Below are 19,158 nucleotides of genomic sequence, written 5' to 3'. Positions count from 1 at the left end.
CAGACACAAATATTCACATCCTCTTCTCCTCCCTCTCTTCCTCTGCGCCCTCTGCGCCCTCTGCGGTAAAAAAACTCCTCTCAAAAAATGCTGCCAATTATATCAATCATCCCCTTAGCCCAAACCCCTCCCGCACCTCAAGAAATCCTCCAAATCCAAGAAGTGCGACCACTCCCCGGACAATTAGACAACATACCAGTATTTAACAGCAACAGTCCAGAATTAGTGCTGCAAGAAGGAATTTTGCTTTCGACATTTCCCCCAGATGGTAAAAAATTTCCGGCGGCACATTTAAACTTTCCGTTTCAAGGACGTTTCGACATATTTGCCCACCACATAGCCCGCGCACCTTCCCCGGAAGATTTGCGAACATTGTATCAAGGAGTAATTGTTTATAATCCGGGCAATAAACCTGTAAAATTAGATATATTGCAAGCTGCGAGTTATCTCAGTCAACCCGATGCACCTTTTATTGAATTGCCGCCGCAAGTCGATAATTCAAACAGTAATATTTACGCCGGGCCGGGAAGTCGCGCTGTGAATGATATTCTCAGAGGAAGGAGACAGTCTGACTTTGATCCGCAGTTAATTATTCCACCGGGAAAAAGCCAACTGTTGATGAATCATCCGATACCGGTGCGGGAATTGGTACCGCCGCTAAACGGTCGATCGACCTTGATGCGGTTACGCAGCAATGGTATAGTCTATGTTGCCAGTCTGGCGATGTTTGCCCGAGTTGACGCACAGGGAAACGAGCGATCGCCCAATTTAACAGAATGGCAAAACTTATTAGACAATGGTAATATAGCCGGGCCGCGCGATCGAACTCCCACACCGCCCGAAATCACCGAAGGTCAAATAATTTACGGCCGAGTTGCCGGTGTAGCATTAGGTTCAGAATGGCGAGCACTTCTGTCAGACAACCCGGCCACCTCAAACCTAACAATTCCCCAACCCGGAACAGCATTTTCCTACCCATTAAGCAGCCTCCCGCGCGGAATGCTGGGCACAAATCAAGTGCAAAGTGCGAGAATGCTAGTCCGCTACCCAGATACAGCATACCGCGCCCACGGCAATTACGGAATTCAATACAGTCTCAGCTTGCCGCTGTACAATTCTACCAGCAACAATCAAACTGTAACTGTCGCAATTCAAACTCCAATTAAGACAGACAAATTAACTTCAGGAGGACTTACTTTTTTAGAACCTCCGGCCCCTCAAACTTTTTTTAGGGGGACGGTCAGAGTGCGGTATACTGATAACAGTAAAGTGCCTCAAACTCGCTACGTGCATTTAGTGCAGCGGCGGGGACAGCAGGGGGAACCTTTGGTAAAATTAGAGATGAAATCGGGAGAAAAGCGACTTGTACAAGTGGATTTTATTTATCCGCCCGATGCGTCGCCTCCGCAAGTTTTGACAGTGAAAACAAATTAAATTTGATTTGATTTGAACTTGTTTAAGATTAGCAATTATATTATGTCCGGTCGATTACCAGAAATCAGGTAGGGGCGGGTTCACCAATAATATCTGCCAATAATTAACAATCTCAAAAACCCGCCCGACCGGGATATTACGGTCAATCGAGCGGACATGATATTAACCGGGATTTCCCATCTGGACAATGTGTTTGAGAGCGTTCAAGGAGCGCGAATTAAATAACTTACAATTTTAATAGTTATTGTGGGATGGGCGTCCCGCCCGTCCAAAAAAGACGGGCGGGACGCCCATCCCACAAACTTGTGGAAGTTATTTAATTCTCATTCCTTAACGGTATGAACCAAATTTTGTCGGAAGTTACAAAACTCACCATACTTGGCTGATGGCAATTCCGAACTATTCAATTCATCCCTGTATTAAGCAACGCCCAATTTTAACTGTTATTGTGGGATGGGCGGGACGCCCGTCCAAAAAAGACGGGCGTCCCGCCCATCCCACAAACTTTTTGAGAAACCCGGTTGCTCTCAAAAAGAAAAACGGTTAAACCTTAGCAATATCCCCCGCTAAATCCATCAGCGAACCCGCACCTTCCACCTTAGCAACATCTAACAAAGTCTTCAAAACTGAATCGGGATTCAAACTAATTGAATCAATTCCCAACTCAACCAAGAAACGAGCAAACTCAGGATAATCGCTGGGCGCTTGACCGCAAATCCCAATCTTGCGATCGTACTTCTTGGCGGCTTTAATGGCAATTGCTACCATGCGCTTGACAGCTTCATTGCGTTCGTCAAAAATGTGCGCGACTAAAGCAGAATCCCGGTCTAATCCTAATGTTAGCTGAGTTAAATCGTTAGAGCCGATCGAGAATCCGTCAAAAACTTGGGCAAATTCGTCAGCAAATATGACATTGCTTGGCAATTCGCACATCACATACACTTGCAAGCCGTTTTCGCCCTTGACTAAACCGTGTTTTGCCATCTCTGCCAACACTTTTCGCCCTTCATCCGGGGTGCGACAAAATGGAATCATCGGAATCACATTTGTCAAGCCCATTTCGTCGCGGACTCGCTTTAATGCTTTGCATTCCAAAGCGTAAGCTTCGCGGTAATTCGGGTCGTAATAACGAGAGGCGCCGCGCCACCCGATCATCGGGTTTTCTTCCTTGGGTTCAAACTGCCGCCCGCCCAAAAGATTAGCATATTCGTTGCTCTTGAAATCGCTCATCCGCACGATAACGGGATTTGGATAAAATGCGGCGGCAATTGTGGCAATTCCGTGGGCGAGTTTGTCGGTGAAGAAATCGGGTTTGTGTTGGTAAAGTGCTGTCAGGTTTGCAATTTCTTCCTTGACTGATTCATCCACCAATTCGTCAAAGTGAATCAGTGCCAGCGGGTGTGCTTTAATGTGATTGGCAATGATGAATTCCAACCGCGCTAAGCCTACGCCGTCGCAAGGAATGGCTGATAAACCAAAGGCTTCTTCTGGGTTCCCGACATTCATTAAAATTTGAGTGCGGGTGCGGGGTAAATTCTCGATCGCAGTTTCTTGAATTTCAAAAGGAAGCAAACCGGAATAAACTTTGCCTTCATCTCCTTCGGAACAAGAAACAGTGATTTCTTGCCCGTTTTTCAAGATTTGGGTGGCATCGCCGGTGCCGACAATGGCGGGAATTCCCATTTCTCTGGCGATGATGGCGGCGTGACAAGTACGCCCACCGGAATTGGTGACGATCGCACTTGCTTTTTTCATAATTGGTTCCCAATCCGGGTCTGTTTTGTTGGTAACTAAAACTTCTCCTGATTGAAATTCAGCAATTCTGTGAACGTCTAAAATCACGCGGGCTTTGCCTTGTCCGATTGATTCGCCAACGGCGCGTCCTTTTGCCAAAACTGCACTGCTGCCTTGCAATTTGTAGTTTCGCAAAACTTTAGCAGACTTTTGAGATTGTACTGTTTCGGGTCGCGCTTGGACAATAAACAATTCGCCGGTATTGCCGTCTTTTGCCCACTCAATGTCCATCGGGGTGTACGTTCCGCGCACTTTTGAGTAGTGTTCTTCGATGACTACTGCCCATTTTGCTAGTTGCAAAATTTCATCATCTTTGATGGCAAATTTGTTTTTTTCTGCTGCGATGACCGAGACGTTTTTGGTGTATTTAGAACCACCGATATCGTACACCATTTTGAGTGTTTTGCTGCCGAGTCGTTTGTCTAAAATCGGACGAAAACCTTGTTTTAAGGTGGGTTTAAAGACGAAGTATTCGTCGGGATTGACGGTTCCTTGGACGACGTTTTCGCCTAATCCGTAGGCGGCGGTGACTAATACGGCGTTTTTAAATCCGGTTTCGGTGTCGATGCTGAACATGACGCCGGAGGATGCTAAGTCCGATCGCACCATTTTTTGGACGCCGACTGATAGGGCGACTTCAAAGTGGTCGAAACCCCGCTGTTGGCGGTAGGAAATCGCGCGATCTGTGAATATGGAAGCAAAGCATTTGTGACAGCATTCGAGGACGCCAGCGCAAGCTTGGACGTTGAGGTAGGTTTCTTGCTGTCCCGCGAAACTGGCGTCTGGTAAGTCTTCGGCGGTGGCGGAGGAACGCACTGCTACGTCTGTACTGTCGCCGTAGCGATCGCACAATTTTTCGTAAGCATCGGCGATCGCCGCTTGGAGTTCTCGCGGAAATGGTGTGTCGAGAATCAGTGCCCGCGCTTGCTTGCCTTTTTGTCGCAGGTTCTGCATATCTTCTACGTCTAAATCGGCAAAAATTTCGCGCAATTTAGCTTCTAAACCCGCTGACTGGATGAAGTACCGGTAAGCGTATGCTGTAGTTGCAAATCCGTTGGGAACTCTGACTCCTTGGCTGGTTAATTGTTGAATCATTTCGCCCAAAGAAGCATTTTTACCGCCTACTAATGGGATGTCGGCGATGCCGACTTCATCAAATAACAATACTAAGGCTTTTTCTTTGGGAATTACACCGGGTTTTTGATCAATTGCTAATTTTTCGATCATGGCTTTTTTCCTCTCAACTTCATCTCAGTTCGGTCAAAGCACAGTAAACAAAGGACAGTTTATTGGGAATTGTAATTTGGCTACCAAAGTTCTCTGATTTTTTCCTAGGCTGTATCAACCGAGTTTTCGATTGCCTCTACTTCAAGATTATCACTTTTTGGCTAAATAGCAAGGCCTGTGGAGATATTTGATTTGATTGCAAAACGTAAAGAATTTGCAGGAATGAGTTTATGTAAGGTATTATAAAAGAAGTGGTAAAAATATGAATAACGAAGATAGTTCTCACCGCTTTTTTGGCGTTGAGCGCTCATTGGTGCGGGGATATCGCTGGGATTGTGTTGGTAGCGGAATCCAAGGGCAAGAAACGGTGGGGTTCGATCGCGCGATCGGCTGAACCCGCCCAAAAACCGATACTTACTTTCCGATAGGAGTCGTGAGTCACCAAAAATAGGAGATTCTAGTTCAACCTCTCCGATTCATCTGTGGACTAAATCTAAAATCTAAAATCTAAAATCGGGTGACAGGGGCGATCGCCTCAAAAAATACTATGCAGCTTAGTTTCCTCCTGACACCGAGATTCTAAAAACCTTAAAAAATTTACCCCTGATTGCGTTAGCCTACTTAGAGGAAAAACACAATCGCATAGATATCAGATATTATATCATTTTCAATAAGCCTTTTAAGAGCTGGTTAGAAGAAACCCTCCCAAGAAAATTTACTCTTTCTGAAATGGGCCAGAAAGCCAGTTATTGAGAACCGTTCAACATCTAAGATAGAGTGCATTGTAATTGTTGAACCAAATAGTTTTCAACTGGGAACGGCGGATTTTGTGGCTATACAATTGTTTATATGCTATAATAGGTGGCTAAACTGCCTTATGACAAAAAACAAGGTATATGATATCAGTTTTGAGCCCACCCGCAAAGCGAAACGGCTTTAAAGTTCTTCTGGTCGAAGACAATCAAGCAGAAGCCGATCTGATTGAAGAATTATTATTAGAAACAAACGCCAGTAGAGCCGAACCCCAAAGGCTATCAGTAAGTTGTACGGACCGTCTGAGCAAAGCGCAGGAACTTTTGGTCAGCGAACATTTTGATGTGATTTTACTAGACCTTTCGCTGCCAGACAGCCAAGACTTAAATACAATTGTCAAAATACAAGAATATAGTCTAAATACTCCGATTGTCGTACTGACTGCCCGCAACGATGAAGAGCTTGCCCTGCAGTCAATCCAAGCCGGAGCTCAAGATTATCTAGTCAAGCGAAAAATTGACAGCGAAGTGTTAATTAGATCGCTTCGCTACGCAGTCGAGCGACAGCACAACCAAGAAGCTTTACGAAAAAGCGAAGAAAAATATCGCTCGGTAGTCGAGAATTCTCTCGTCGGAATTGCCATTCTCGCTCCTCCTATTTCCCCCTCAGCACCCGAAAAATGCGAGTGGTTGGAAGTGAACGATGCTTTGTGCGATTTACTGGGATACGATCGCCAGGATTTTTGGCATGAGAATTGGGAAATGTGGGTTTTTCCTGAAGACTTGCAGTCTAGTTTAGAGCAGTTAAATAAAATTTTGGCAGGGCAGAGTGAAGGCTATGTTTTAGACCAAAGATGGCGCAGAAAAGATGGAAAAACCGTTTATACTAGAGTTTACCTTCGCTGTATCCGCGCCCTAGACGGCTCGATAGACCGCCTGATTAAAGTAGTCTTGGACGTGAGCGATCGCTACCGTTACGAAGCTCAATTAAAAGCATCAGAAGAGTTTTTAAATCACACGATAAATTCTACTCCCGATCCAATTTTTGTCAAAGATGAGCAGCACAAATGGATCGTTGTAAACGATGCTTTTTGCAATTTGATAGGAAAAAGGCGATCGGAACTGATTGGCCAGTCAGGATACGATTATTTTCCCCCAGCACAAGCGGCTTTTTTTTGGCAACAAGACGAGCAAGTATTGCAAAGAAGTCTTGCTCAGGAAACAGAAGAAATTTTTACAGATAGCGGTGGTCAAGAACGCATTATATCTACTAAAAAAACAGTATTTAAAAAAACCGATGGGACTAAAATGTTGGTTGGAACAATGCGAGATGTGACCGAATACAAACGCCAGCAAATTGCGTTGCAGGAAAGCGAAGCTCGATTTCAAATAATGACGGACAACGTGCCGGGAATGATTTATCAATATCGGCTTTATGTAGATGGTAAAACATCTTTTACTTACGTTTCTTCTGGCAGTTGGCAGATATACAATTTAAAGCCAGAAGAAATAGAAGAAAATGCCAGTTTGGCTTTTGCAACAGTTCACCCAGACGACATCTCAGACTTGCAGCGATCGATGGCAACTTCAGCGGCGACTCAGCAAGCTTGGCAACACCAGTGGCGGCAAGTTATGGGAGATCGAGTGAAATGGCTTCAAGGCGCGTCGAAGCCAGAAAAGCAAGCAAACGGCGATATAGTTTGGGACGGTTTAGTGATGGATGTTACGGAATTGAAACAAACCCAGCAAGACCGCGATCGATTTTTTAATCTCTCGCTGGATTTACTTTGCATTGCAGGTTTTGACGGCTATTTCAAACGCTTAAACCCCGCTTGGTCAAATGTATTGGGTTATAGCAGCGATGAAATCTTAGCCAAACCTTTGATAGAATTAGTCCATCCAGAAGACCTAGAAATTACTGTAGCGGAATTAGAAAAACTTAAAAAAAGCCACCCGATTATTAGCTTAGAAAACCGCTATCTTTGCCAAGATGGTACTTATAAATGGCTGTCGTGGACTGCATCGCCGTTTGCAGAAGAAGGTTTGATTTATGCCGTGGCTCGCGATGTTACATTTAGCAAGCAAGCTGAAGCTGAATTGCGTAAGAGCGCAGCCACCAACCGCGCTCTTTTAAATGCGATACCAGACATGATATTTCGCTGTCGGGCAGACGGCACTTTTGTAGACTTCAAACCTGCAAAAGATTTCGATAATATCCTACCGCAAAAAGCACTAATCGGCAAAAAAGCACAAGACATATTGCCTGCTGCTTTTGCTGACAAAATCTTGTCGGGCCATCAACAAGCGATCGCCACTGGCGAGATTCAAGTTGTAGAATATCAAATGCCCGTTAATGATGAACTGTACGATTTTGAAGCGAGAATTGTTTTCTGCACGGATGACGAAATTATCGCGATCGTCCGCGACATCACCAATCGCAAACGTTTCGAGTCAAAACTCCACAGGCAAGCAGCAGCAATGGCGGCTGCTTCCGAAGGTATCGCCATATTCAGTGCCGACAAAGAGGTGATTTATTGCAACGCAGCACGACTCAATATCTACGGTTACAACTCTCTCGAAGAAATCTTAGGTAAAAGTTGGAAAATATTCTACCAAGGTGCAGAACTGCAAAGGTTCGAGCAAGAAGTCCTGCCGACTTTAGTGCAGAAAGGTTCTTACAGCACCGAAGCAGTAGGATGCCGCCGCGACGGATCGGAAGTCCCTCTCGATGTATCGCTGACAATGCTAGCCGGCGGAGAAACTATTTGCGTTGTTCGCGATATTTCTCAAAGAAAACAAGCAGAAGCAGCACTGCGGGAAAGCCAGCGATTCGCTCAGCAAATTGCTGGGGCAATTCCTAATATTTTGTATGTTTGTGACTTAATTGAAAAAAAAAATATCTATGGGAACGCTTCTATCTACCACATTCTTGGCTATACAGTAGAGGAAATTCAGGCAATGGGGCCGTGGATGATGTCAACTTTAATCCACCCCGAAAATTTAATCAAAATGCCTGATTATTTACAGCAAGTCGAAACAGGCAGCGAAGGGGATATCTTTGAAATTGAATACAGAATTAGGCACAAGGATGGTTCTTGGCGCTGGATGGTTAGCCGAGATACTGTATTTGCCAAAACAGCAGACGGTAAGTTAAAACAAATTCTCGGCACGGCAACTGATATTACCGAAAGCAAGCAAGCAGAAGATGAAATAAAGCTGTTGCTGGCCGCAACTCAAGCTATTAGTCAGTCTGCCGATTTTCACAGCGCCCTCCCGCAAATTCTGCGGTTGCTGTGCAATGCGATCGGCTGGAATTTTGCGGAAGCTTGGATACCGACTGCTAACGGTAGTTGTTTGGAACATAGCGAAACTTGGTACGCTAGCGATCGCGATTTAGATAGGTTCGGCCGCGAAAGTAAAAGAATTAGATTCGCCGCCGGAGTGGCAGTACCTGGACGGATTTGGTCAACCAGAAATGTAGAATGGATTGAAGATATTTCTCTAGCCAAAAATCATCTTTTTGCCCGATCGCAAATGGCGAAATCAGTCGGATTGAAAGCTTGTTTCGGAGTGCCAATTCACGCTAGTTCAAAGGTGCTGGCAGTTTTAGTATTCTGCAAGCGCGATCGCTCGATTATGGAACCGCGTATAGTAGAGTTGGTCAAGGCTGTAGCGACTCAGTTGGGCGATCATATTCAGCGCAAACAAGCCGAAGAAGAATTGCGTAAAAGTGAAGAACGCTGGCAGTTAGTTCTTAAAGGCAATCAAGACGGAATTTGGGATCTGAATCTTCAAACAAATGAAGCTTTTCGCTCGGCCCGCTGGCAAGAAATTATCGGTTACACAGACGGCGAAATCGACAGCACCAACAGCGCATCGATCGATCGCATCCATCCAGACGATCGCTCACGAGTGCAAGCAGCGATCCAAGGTTATCTCGATCGGCAAACCCCCAATTACGCCGCCGAATACCGCTTGCAGTGCAAAGACGGTAGCTATAAGTGGGTGCTCGCCCGCGCTCAAGCAGTGTGGGACGAAGCCGGAAACCCTCTGCGGATGGTGGGTTCGATGACGGATATTAGCGATCGCAAAGCAGCAGAATTAGCTTTACTGCAGGTCACTCAAGCCGTCGAAAGTACCAGCGATGCGATCGTGATCGCCGACTTGAAAGGGCGGTCTATTTATCACAATCAAGCCTTTATTCAGCGCTACGGCTACACAGTGGAAGAACTCAATAATCTTGGCGATATGACCGCGCTGTATGTCCGGCATAAAAATTACAAACAAATCTATAAAAGCCTTCGCAAAGGTCGCTCTTGGTGTGGCGAAGTTGCACTGCAAACTAAGAGCAACGAAGCAGTAACTGCTCTGGTGCGAGCCGACAGTATTCAAGATATTCATAGTAATTCAATCGGCTTGATTGCAGTAATTACTGATATCACAAAACGCAAAGAATCGGAATTAATTTTGCGACAAAAATTAAAGCGCGAACAGTTGGCAGTAGCCATGTTGGAACGCATTAGATATTCTCTAAATCTTGAAGAAATTTTAACCAAAAGTGTCGAAGAAGTGCGTCATTTTTTGCAAGTAGACCGCACTATTATTTATCAATTCAATCCTGATTGGAGCGGGTTTATCGCTGTTGAGTCGGTTGCCGAAAATGTTCGACCAATTGTAGGAATGGAAATTTATGACCCCTGTTTCGGGGCAGCCTACGTTCATCTTTACCAAGACGGTAGAATTAGAGCCATAGAAGATGTTCACAATGCGGGCCTAGCCGACTGCCACTTGGGTTTGTTGACTCGGCTAGACGTGAGAGCGAATCTGGTAGTGCCGATTTTGCAAGGCGAAAACTTGTGGGGGCTGTTAATTGCCCACCACTGCACGGGCCCGCGTCCCTGGCAACAATTGGAGGGAGAGTGCCTAAAACAATTGGGGGTGCAGTTGGCGATCGCCATTCAGCAATCGATGCTATTTGAACAAGCACAAACCGAAATTGCCGATCGCAAACTTGCAGAAGCCGCCCTGCAATTAGCTAAAGAAGCCGCCGAATCCGCCAACCGCGCTAAAAGCGACTTTCTCGCCAACATGAGCCACGAATTGCGGACGCCTTTGAACGGCATTTTGGGATACATCCAACTGCTCAAAGTCGATAAAAACTTTACCGCAGATCAGCAGGAAAGCCTTAACAACATTCACCAGTGCGGCAACCACCTGCTGATGCTGATTAATGACGTTTTAGACCTCTCAAAAATCGAAGCTAGTAAAATGGATCTGTCGCTGACAAACGTGCATTTTTCTAGTTTTGTGAAAAGTATTATTGATTTGTTCCAGATGCGCTCTGCTCAAAAAGGAATTGCCTTTAATTACGAGCAGATGTCAGCGCTGCCAGACGGCATTTTGGCAGACGAAAAAAGGTTGCGTCAAGTTTTGATTAATTTGCTCAGCAATGCCGTTAAGTTTACGAACAGCGGCAGCGTTACATTCAAAGTCGGTTATGCAGAAAGTTTCCCCGATAATTATCCTCAAACCAACTGCAAAAATTCTAGTTTGACAGCGGAAATTGCCCCCCCAACAATTAATTTGACCGCGAATATAGACGCGGAGCAAATGTCTAACCCGCCGCTAGGAACAACAGAAGCGCGCGAGGTGAAAACAGACAATACTGGCCGTGCCCCTACCCCTAAAATTCGCTTTCAAATCGAAGATACCGGCATTGGCATCGGGCAGAATAAATTAGAAGAAATATTTTTGCCTTTTCATCAAGTTGGCGATCATAAAAATTTCGTTGAAGGTACGGGACTGGGACTTTCCATCAGCCAAAAATTAGTCAAAATGATGGGCAGCCAAATTTGCGTCCAAAGTACCTCTGGCAAAGGCAGCATATTCTGGTTGGATCTAGACTTACCCGCAGTCGCCCAGTCTTCGGAACTCCCCTCCCGGCAAGAAAAAAGGCGGCTTGTAGGTTTTATCGGCCTCCAGCGGAAAGTGCTAATCGTGGATGATCACGAAGTAAATCGCGCCATGTTGCATAGGCTGCTTTTTCATTTAGGCTTTGAAATTGCAGAAGCTACAGACGGCGAAGACTGCTTGCACAAAGCACAGGAATTTCTACCGGATATAATTTTAATGGATTTGCTGATGCCCGTAATGAACGGTTGGGAAGCTACCAGGCGGCTACGACAGTTGCCGGAATTAAAAGATACGGTTATCCTTGCTTTGTCCGCTAACGTTTACGAGACTACCAAGCAAGAGAGCATACTTGCAGGTTGCGATAATTTTCTCACCAAGCCGATTCAAACTAATGAGCTTTTAGAATTATTGCGCCTGCATTTGAGACTAGAATGGGTTTACGAAGAAAGAGCACAAACCAAAAAGCGGACAGATCAAACTGCAAAAGCATCTTCTGAGATTGCTGCTGCTGACTCAACGATGGTGTCTCCTGCCTCAGAGTCAGTCTTGGCGTTGTTAAGATTGGCTGCAATGGGCGATATTGAAGCTATTCTGGAAGAAACTGCTAAACTCGAACATTCTGACCCGACATTAGTGCCTTTCGTTCATCACCTGCGCCAACTTGCTAAAGGATTTCAGCTCAAGCAAATTCGAGATTTTTTGAAGCAACATTTGTCCTAAAATTGACGGTAGCTAACAGACAACTCAAAATCAGTTAAATCTCGCGCCCAGAGTACCATTCTCAATTAGGTGTTGTGGCCTCCCGCGAAGCGACAACTTAATTTGCTTGGGCGGCCCGGACTCGCAGCCGGCTCCTCAAAGGGTTATTGCAAATAGAAGCATCTAGGAAGCAACCGGGTTTCTAGAGCCGCCAAAAATTCATTGAATCCGATTTAACGTCACAACCCACAACTCAAAAATCAAAAATTTGAATGTTTCCCTTGAATATGAACGATAAGAATTCCGACAGAAGCATCATACTAATTGTCGATGACAACCAAACAAATCTTGACGTGCTTTTCGAGTTGTTAAGGAATTACGGGTTTAAAGTATTAGTGGCTCTAGACGGCGAAAGTGCGATCGAGCAAATTGACTACATCCATCCCGACTTGATTCTTTTGGATATCATGATGCCAGGAATTGACGGTTTTGAAACTTGCCGACGTTTGAAAGCAGACCCGTCAACGCAAGATATTCCCATCATATTTATGAGCGCCCTTTCCGATACGCCTGATAAAGTAAAAGGCTTTCAGACAGGAGCAGTTGACTACATCACTAAGCCTTTTCAGCACGAAGAAGTTTTGAGCCGGATTCAAACCCACTTGACAATCCGCAGCTTGCAAAAAAAACTCGAAGAAAAAAACCTCGAACTTGCCCACCTCAACCAAAACCTTGAAAGACTTGTTGAACAAAAAACCAAGCAATTAATAAACCAGGAAAAAACAGCCATCATCGGACGTTTGACTCAGGGCATGGTTCACAACCTCAAAAGTCCCCTGCAAGTGATCCAGACTAGCGTCGATTTGATTGAAACAAAAGCCACACAAATTCAAGAAGACTCTCTGTTTAACTATACTAAGTATATTTTTCAAGCCGTCACAAAAATCAATCAGATCATGGATACCCTGATGATGAAAAGCCGAAACGAGCAAAAGCAAGATTTGCACCCGGTGAATATCAACGATTTAGTGCAGCGAGAAATTCAGCTATTGGAAGGCAACCTGTATTTTAAAAATAAAATTAGAAAAAAATACTTTTATGACGAAGAAATTGCCAGTATTCCATTAATTTATTCCTATCTTTCTCAAGTATTTTATAATTTAATCAATAATGCAATGGATGCTATGTGGGAAAAGAAAAGCAGAGAAATAACTATCGTGACCCGGCAAGACGACTCGAACATATACATGGATATTGCAGATACGGGATGCGGCATATCATCTGAAGATTTGCCAAAAGTTTTTGACCCTTTTTACACATCCAAGCCGCCTAAAGGCGAGGAAAAAACCGCAGGCGAACCGACAGGAACAGGTCTAGGACTTTATACTTGTATTGAACTTTTAAAGCCTTTTAACGGTGAGATTGCTATTAGCAGCAATGTCGGTCAAGGCAGCGTATTTACAGTTGTGCTGCCCAAACCACAGACAAATTGAGCGACTCAACTGAGTTAACTTGTGTCGGGTTAGACAACCATAATTAAGTTTGTAATTAAATTTGTAGCAAGGAATGCAAGTCTTGGTTACTCGATCAAGAGAGGACTTGCATTGCTCAATACAAGCGCTAATGGCGGGCATAACCGGACACAATCTCAGAGCGTATTTTGTAAATCAACGGTAATTCTCGTAGCTTAGTAGTAATACCATTTCACAAATAAATAATTTAACTTTAGGCGAGCTTTAAGCGGCAATTTAAAATCTAAAATTTCAAAGGCTATCAGCAATGCCAATCCTGATTACTCCGCGCTCTTTTGACTTGCCTCTTGCTATTCCCCTGCCAAAGGTTGTAAATTAAAATAGAGTAAAGTTGCAATATTTGTAAGACTATGATAATTTTGGCCCACTAGGTTTGGGGCCAGGCGGAAAACTTGCAGCGAACAACTCAATTCTACAAATAAATCTGGGTGGTCGGCAAGCACACAGCGCACTCTAAAGCGTGTGCTTCAAGTTCCCCAATCATGAGCTAGGTAGCTGCATCCGTTGCTGAGATTTTATAATTACTAAAAAATAGCAAAAGGATAGCAGTAAAAAAATGCTACTGTACGCAATAACCCAACTGCGATAGTCATCAGTCATTCCAAATCTCAAATCAAAAATATAAAATATAAAATGGTATGACATCTGTTTTTGAGTCAACTTTAACGCCTGGTTTAAAAATTCTTTTAGTAGAAGATTGTGCAGAAGATGCAGAATTCATTCAAGAACTGCTGTCTGAGCCCCAACTAAGACAATCAATTGATGTCACCAATGTAGTTCGCCTCCGGCAAGCGATAGAAATTTTAAGCGACAAAATTTTTGATGTAATTTTATTAGATCTTTCACTTCCTGACAGCCCAAAATTTAATACTTTTTTCCGAATTCAAGGTTGCGGTATCAATACTCCGATCGTCATTCTGACAGCGGCTGATGACGAAGAACTAGCTGTCGAGTTAATTGCCGCCGGCGCCCAAGATTATCTGGTGAAAAGACAGGTAGACAGCCGGCTGCTGGTACGGACGCTCAGGTGCGCGATCGCCCGCCAGAAACGGCAAGCAGAATGGAAAAAAAGTCAAGAAAAATACCAGCAGGTTGTTGACAATATCAAAGAAGTTGTTTTTGAAACAAATACGGCGGGCAATTGGACTTTTCTCAATCCGGCTTGGACAGAAATCACCGGATTTACCGTTGATGAAAGCTTAGGAACTTCCTGTTTGAGTTACATTCATTCTGAGGATCAATACCAATATTTAAATTCGTTGACAGGTCTGAGCGAAAATCAAGAAACATCCAATTGCTATCAAATTCGATATCTTACAAAAAATGGCGAAATTCGGTGGGTAGAAGTGCAAGAATTTTTTCTTTGGGGCGAGAACGGCGGGGCGCAGGGGACGACAGGAACTATCAATGATATTACCGATAAAATTTTAGCACTTTCCGAACTAGAAGCTAGTAAAAAGTTTTTGAATTATACAATCGATGCAGTGGCAGACCCACTTTTTGTCAAGGATGAACAGCACCGCTGGATACTGTTAAATGATGCTTTTTGCAAGCTGCTCGGCAAGGAGCGCGAGGAACTGCTGGGCAAGTCGGATTATGACTTTTTCCCAAGACAAGAAGCTGAGATTTTTTGGCAGAATGACGAACAAGTTTTTAGGACGGGGGAAGAAAACGAGAGCGAGGAAATATTTACGGACGGCCGCGGTGCAAAGCACATTTTGTCTACTAAAAAAACTGTATTTGAAAATAGCGATGGCAGTAAAAATCTCGTCGGGATAATTCGAGATATCACTGAGGATAGGCGCAAACAATTAGCGCAGCAAGAAAGCGAAGCTAGACTTCGGCAACTTGCAGCCAATTTACCGGGAATAATTTATCAATTTCGTCTCTCAACAGACGGAAAAAAAAGTTTCCCTTATATTTCTTCGGGGAGCATCGATTTATATGAATTGGAGCCAGAAAATATTCAGCATAATCCTCAACTACTTTTTGATTTTATTCATCCAGATGATTGTCAAAAATTTGAAGAATCTATTGCTGTTTCTGCGGCAAATATGCAGCCATGGCAGCAGGAATGGCGGGCGATTGTACCGTCGGGAAAACTTAAGTGGATGCAAGGGGTTTCGAGACCGGAACGAGTTGATTTTGCGACTAAAATAGGGCAGGAAGGGGATATAGTTTGGGAAGGGATCGTGCTGGATATTACTGATTTAAAGCAGACTGAAGCAGCTTTGCGGGAGAGCGAAGCCAGATTTCGATCGCTCGTTGAGAATATCCCTGGCGCTATCTGCCGCAGCTTGTACGATGCTGAGTGGACGATGGTATTTATTAGCGATGAAATTGAGGTAATTAGTGGGTATCCTGCTGGAGATTTTATTCGCAACAACGGCTTAAGTTTTGCGAGCATTGTCCACGAGGCAGACAAGGAAATGGTCGATCGACAAATCAGCGCAGCAGTAGAGTCGAAACAGCCGTACAATCTAGAATACCGGATTGTTCGCGATGACGGAGCGGTGCGGTGGGTGTCGGAAAGAGGTAGGCCAACTTACAATCTGGAAGGGCTGGTTTTGTGGCTCGACAGAGCGATTTTTGATATTACCGATCGCAAACAAGCCGAACTGACTCTGTGCCTAGTAACTCAAGCTGTAGACAGTGCTAGTGATGCGATCGCGATCGCAGATTTAGACGGTTATTCCGTTTATCATAATCAAGCATTTATTCAGCGCTACGGCTATACAGTGGAGGAACTAAATAATGCCGGCGGCCCAGCAGTAATGTACCCCAAATCTCAAGACTTGAGAAAGTTATTTAGGGTGCTGCGGAAAGGTTTTTCCTGGGAAAGTGAAATTGAAATCAAGAGTAAAAATGGCGATATTATAGAAACTTTTTTGCGGGCTAACTGCATTAAAGATAGCGCTAAGCAACCGATAGGAATGATAGCCATAATTGCCGACCTCACAGAAATAAAACGCACCGAATCGGCATTAAAACTCAGTCAAGAGCGATTACAGTTGGCGGTTTCCGGTAGCTCTTTGGGGCTGTGGGATTGGAATATAGCTACTGGCGAAACTTATTTCGACTTTTATTGGAAATCAATGCTAGGCTATGCAGAAACCGAAATTGAAAATAACCTCAAATGTTGGGAAACTTTGCTGCATCCCGAAGACCGAGTGAAGGTAATGGAATGTTTAAATTCCTATTTGGAAGGTGAGACTGATATCTATGAATTTGAATTTCGGATGCTCAATAAAGCGGGCAATTGGCAGTGGATTCTGGCGATGGGCAAGGTCGTCGAGTACGACGAATGGGGTACGCCGCTGCGGATAACAGGCACTCACAAAGATATCAGCGCCCGCGTTGCAGCAGAAGCCGAAAAAACGCAGTTGATCGCATCTTTGCAACAACTTGCCGAACAGTTGCAAGCAGCGCAAAAAATAGCCCGCATCGGCAATTGGGAATTTGATAGGGAGACAGGAGTTATTACTTGGTCGGAAGAACTGTTTCGAGTTTACGGTCGAGAATTGAATCGGCCGCCGACAATGGAAGAACTTTTAGAGCAAATTCATGCCGATGACAAAGAAAGGTTTGCAGAAGTTGTACAAAAAGCAGTGACTGAAGGAACAGCTTACGATATCGACCACCGCATCTATTTTCCATCAGGAGAAATTAGGCACGTTAACGCTAAAGGAAAAGCTGTTAAAAATGAGTTGGGTCAGGTGGTCCGGCTGTGTGGCACGGCAATGGACATTAGCCATCGCAAAAAAGCAGAAATTGCTTTACAAGAAAGCGAACAGCGATTTCGAGCTGTATTTGAACAAGCGGCGATTGGCATTGTCAAAGTGTGGCGCGACGGTCAATTTTTGAATGCAAATCAAGGGTTTTGCAATATTGTCTGCTACTCAGAATTAGAGCTAAAATCGCGAAATGTTGGGGACATTTCTCACCCCGAAGATGTAGCAGCAGATGTCGAGTCGCGCGACAGACTGTTAGCTGGGGAAATTTGTAATTATTCCCTTGAGAAACGCTTTATTCGCAAAGACGGTTCATTTGTTTGGACTAATATGACTGTATCTTTAGTGCGGGATGGGTTTGGGGAACCTAGCTACTTAATTGGTGTGATTGAAGATATTAGCTCTCGCAAACTTGCTGAGGCTATCTTGCGCCAGCAATTAAAGCGCGAACGCCTGGTGGTAAAAATGCTGGAACGCATTCGATCTTCTCTCAATTTAGAAGAAATTTTGACAAAAACTGTTGCTGAGGTACGGCAGTTTTTGCAAACAGACCGGACAGTTATTTATCGTTTTAATCCCGATTGGAGCGGTTTTATAACAGTCGAGTCGGTGGGCGAAACTTGGCAGTCGATTCAGGGAATAACTATTAAAGATTCGTGCTTTGAAGACAGCCATGCTTCGGCTTACGAAGACGGTCGCCCTTTAGCTGTGGATGATATTTACAAAGCAGGTCTTTCCCAGTGCTACATTAATTTATTAAGTCAATTTCAGGTGCGAGCTAATTTGGTAGTGCCGATTTTGCAAGGCGACAAGTTGTGGGGGCTATTGATTGCCCACGAGTGCGCGGGCCGCCGTCGCTGGCTGGAAATTGAGGTCGAGTGTCTCAAACAAATTAGCGTGCAGTTGGCGATCGCGATCCAGCAATCAATGCTGTTTGAGCAAGCACAAAGTGAAATTGCCGATCGCAAACAAGCCGAGTCAGCCTTGCAGGAATCGGAAGCGCGAGAACGTTCAAAAGCGCTAGAGTTAGAAGCAGCTATTAACAAACTCCGAACGACTCAAGCTCAGCTCGTTCAAAATGAAAAAATGGTGAGCTTGGGTCAGTTAGTTGCTGGTGTTGCTCACGAAATTAATAACCCTGTTAGCTTTATTCACGGCAATCTCAATCCCGCTCGTAATTACACTTTAGATTTGCTGGAATTGATTAAAGTTTACCAGCATTACTGTCCTCATCCTCCGGCCAAAGTCTTGGAGAAAATTGATGAAATAGACTTGGATTATATTGCTGAGGATTTCCCGAAATTGTTTAATTCGATGCAAGTAGGAACCGAGCGAATTGTCGAGATTGTGAAATCGTTGCGTAATTTTTCCCGATTGGACGAGTCCGCGGGGAAGTCGGTTAACATTCACGAGGGAATTGATAGCACTTTGATGATTTTGCAAAATCGGTTAAAATCTCACAGCAGTCATGGAGAAATTCAGATAATTAAAGATTGCCAAGTATTGCCACAAATTGAATGTTTTCCTGGCGAGTTAAATCAGGTATTTATGAATATTTTAATTAATGCGATCGATGCTTTGGAAGAACGGGACAAGCAGCGTTCGATCGAGGAGTGCGATCGACATCCCAGCACGATCGCTATTCGCAGTTATCAGGTGGCTGGGGGCTTCGTAGCGGTATCGATTGCCGACAACGGGGGGGGGATACCGGAGTCAGTGCGATCGAGGCTGTTTGACCCATTTTTCACGACTAAACCTGTGGGCAAGGGTACGGGTTTGGGACTGTCGATTTCTCACTCGATTATCGTCGATCGCCACGGCGGCCGATTGAGCTGTATTTCGACACCGGGTGAGGGAGCGGAGTTTTTAATTGAAATTCCAGTGCGGCCGAATTTAACTGGTAGGAATTCAAATTTGGGGCAATAAATTAGCAATTGGTAATTGGAAAGCGGAAATGGGCAATATCTCACATCTGGCACCCTTCTCAAGAACAGGCTTTTCGGCCTGTTCCACAAAGAGAGAATTTTCTTGTGGAACAGGCCGAAAAGCCTGTTCCTAAACAAGTAATATCATGTC

6 protein-coding genes are annotated in these 19,158 nt (G+C 44.5%); 5 read left to right on the top strand and 1 reads right to left on the bottom strand.

The window, feature by feature from the left end:
- Positions 1-87 precede the first annotated feature (87 nt).
- Positions 88-1,434, top strand: coding sequence for a DUF3370 domain-containing protein (locus QUA88_RS05140; protein ID WP_333270591.1), 1,347 nt, complete (start codon positions 88-90; stop codon positions 1,432-1,434).
- A 543-nt stretch (positions 1,435-1,977) separates the two neighbouring features.
- Here the strand turns inward: QUA88_RS05140 and ppsA are convergent.
- Entirely contained in the window at positions 1,978-4,455 is a 2,478-nt protein-coding gene (ppsA, locus tag QUA88_RS05135; RefSeq protein WP_333057002.1) for a phosphoenolpyruvate synthase, read from the bottom strand.
- A 262-nt stretch (positions 4,456-4,717) separates the two neighbouring features.
- Here ppsA and QUA88_RS05130 point away from each other — a divergent pair, with 262 nt between their 5' ends.
- From QUA88_RS05130 to QUA88_RS05115, 4 genes are all read left to right on the top strand, one after another.
- The gene (locus QUA88_RS05130) at positions 4,718-4,849 is read left to right on the top strand and encodes a hypothetical protein (RefSeq protein WP_333057001.1); all 132 of its coding nucleotides are present in this window, start codon (positions 4,718-4,720) and stop codon (positions 4,847-4,849) included.
- 502 nt (positions 4,850-5,351) lie between these two features.
- Positions 5,352-11,840, top strand: coding sequence for a PAS domain S-box protein (locus QUA88_RS05125; protein WP_333270587.1), 6,489 nt, complete (start codon positions 5,352-5,354; stop codon positions 11,838-11,840).
- 266 nt (positions 11,841-12,106) lie between these two features.
- Complete coding sequence (locus QUA88_RS05120) at positions 12,107-13,312, top strand: hybrid sensor histidine kinase/response regulator (protein WP_333270584.1); 1,206 nt, start codon at positions 12,107-12,109, stop codon at positions 13,310-13,312.
- Positions 13,313-13,989: 677 nt separating this feature from the next.
- Entirely contained in the window at positions 13,990-19,008 is a 5,019-nt protein-coding gene (locus QUA88_RS05115) for a PAS domain S-box protein (RefSeq protein ID WP_333270582.1), read from the top strand.
- The last annotated feature ends 150 nt before the right edge of the window (positions 19,009-19,158 follow it).

Origin of the sequence: Microcoleus sp. D3_18_C2 (assembly GCF_036702395.1) — a bacterium.
Taxonomy (GTDB): domain Bacteria; phylum Cyanobacteriota; class Cyanobacteriia; order Cyanobacteriales; family Microcoleaceae; genus Microcoleus.
Note: the sequence above shows the minus strand (reverse complement) of the source record. Positions and strands in the feature narration are given on the sequence as shown.

Coding starts and splice junctions, on each gene's coding strand:
- QUA88_RS05140 (WP_333270591.1), top strand. CDS start 88: ATGCTGCCAATTATATCAATCATCCCCTTAGCCCAAACCCCTCCCGCA.
- ppsA (WP_333057002.1), bottom strand. CDS start 4,455: ATGATCGAAAAATTAGCAATTGATCAAAAACCCGGTGTAATTCCCAAA.
- QUA88_RS05130 (WP_333057001.1), top strand. CDS start 4,718: ATGAATAACGAAGATAGTTCTCACCGCTTTTTTGGCGTTGAGCGCTCA.
- QUA88_RS05125 (WP_333270587.1), top strand. CDS start 5,352: ATGATATCAGTTTTGAGCCCACCCGCAAAGCGAAACGGCTTTAAAGTT.
- QUA88_RS05120 (WP_333270584.1), top strand. CDS start 12,107: ATGAACGATAAGAATTCCGACAGAAGCATCATACTAATTGTCGATGAC.
- QUA88_RS05115 (WP_333270582.1), top strand. CDS start 13,990: ATGACATCTGTTTTTGAGTCAACTTTAACGCCTGGTTTAAAAATTCTT.